The sequence below is a fragment of the Pedobacter psychrodurus genome (assembly GCF_032678585.1).
GTDB classification, from domain to species: Bacteria; Bacteroidota; Bacteroidia; order Sphingobacteriales; family Sphingobacteriaceae; genus Pedobacter; species Pedobacter psychrodurus_A.
The window spans coordinates 1-1888 of sequence record NZ_JAVTSN010000111.1; the positions used below are offsets into that span (position 1 = coordinate 1).

The window sequence follows — 1888 nt, forward strand, 5'->3', positions numbered from 1 at the left end:
TGAGCGACATGAATGATTTGCGCGAGCAAATCAGTGCTGTCTGATTGATGAGGGAAGGCCCCTCGGTATCGGCTTACAGGAGCAGGTATCAAACCACCTCTAAGCTGCTAGGGTTAAGTGCCCCGGTGGTGAGCGTTAGAGGAGTAAGGCATCTTAAAGTTGTCAGGTAAGTATAAAGAAGATGAATGCAAATGAACTGCCGAAGAGGCGTCGAAAGGATTAGATGATGTCAAAACTAAAGTACAGTATCACTTTATTATCAGTAGGGAGGACGACCTGTTTACCGTCCCTATGGCATCCGGCGTATAGGCAGCATGAGCTTTATACAGGCAATCAGATGGAACTTGTGAACCTGTCGGAACGATGTAAAGGGAAAAGTCCAAGTGGAAGAACCCATAAGGCCGAAAATACCGATGCGTTCCACGGGGGCAGAGCCACCCGTAGTAGTGATGATGGTCTTGGAAACTTGGCAGGAGCGAAGGAGTGGCATTATCAGGCGCTATACATTAATAGAAACTGTTCAAAGTTAACAGCTACAGGAGGTATTGAAGATGTATAGGCCAAAACCATATTGTATTTCAAGAAAGTCGGTTCAGGAAGCCTACTTGAAAATCAAAGCCAACAAAGGGGCGGCGGGTGTAGATAAGATGAGCATGGAAGCATTTGATATGCAATCCCAGAAACATCTTTATAAGCTATGGAACCAGATGAGTTCTGGTAGCTACATGGCCCCTTGCATCAAGTTGGTAGAGATTCCCAAGAAAGATGGTGGTAAAAGACCATTGGTTATTCCTACGATAACCGACCGGATTGGACAGGCAGTGGTAGCAGTAAGGCTTGGAGAGGTGGTCGACAAGTTATTCCACGAAGACTCTTACGGCTACCGCCCAAAGAAATCAGCATTACAGGCAGTTGCTAAAACACGTGAAAGGTGCTGGGCATATAACTGGGTACTTGATGTTGATATTCGCGGGTTCTTCGACAATATTCCGCATGATTTGCTGATGTTGGCTGTTGAAAAGCATACAGAAGAAGATTGGATGACACTTCACATCAAAAGATGGTTAGTGGCATCCTTGCAATTGGAAGACGGGACAATAGTCCCAAGGACAAAAGGAGTTCCGCAAGGTTCTGTTATTGGTCCGGTTCTTTCGAATCTTTACCTGCATTATGTGATGGATATGTGGATGCAAGCCAATTATCCTGACCATGCTTTTGAACGTTATGCGGATGACGCAGTCATCCATTGTAGAACAGAAGCACAGGCCATCCATTTGAAGGAATCATTAGGCAAAAGGCTAAAAGACTGTGGACTGGAATTGCACGAAGAGAAAACAAAGATTGTCTACTGCAAGGACAGTAATCGCAGGGGGAAAACAGAGAAAGCAGTATCGTTTGACTTTCTTGGTTATACGTTCAAGCCCAGACAGGCATTGAATACCAAGAGGAATGTCAGCTTTACAAACTTTCTGCCTGCAGTAAGTACAAAGGCTATGAAAGCAATGAATGAAAAGCTTAACGAAATGCCAATACTACGAATTGCAGGAATTGAGATAGAAGCAGTTGCCAAAGAAATGAATCCGGTATTGCAGGGTTTAATCAACTATTACGGAAAATTCTATAGCACTAAGTTGAAAGACTTTTTGCGAAGGGTTAACGCAAAGTTGGCTAACTGGGCAATCAGGAAATACAAAGGGTTGAGGGTTAGTTTGACCAGTTCGATGAAATGGGTACGGAGTTTACATAAACGAAAACCACATCTGTTCGCACACTGGACATTTGGCTCAAAACCTACTATGGTAACACGATAATAAGAGCCGTATGATGGGAGACCATCACGTACGGTTCTGTGAGAATCTCAGGTTGAAATACTTGGGTTTACTCGATA

At 44.0% G+C, this 1888-nt stretch carries 1 protein-coding gene; it reads left to right on the forward strand.

The genetic code is table 11. The features are described 5' to 3' along the window. Positions 1-551: 551 nt before the first annotated feature. Complete coding sequence (gene ltrA / locus R2S57_RS30240; protein ID WP_316848633.1) at positions 552-1811, forward strand: group II intron reverse transcriptase/maturase; 1260 nt, start codon at positions 552-554, stop codon at positions 1809-1811. The last annotated feature ends 77 nt before the right edge of the window (positions 1812-1888 follow it).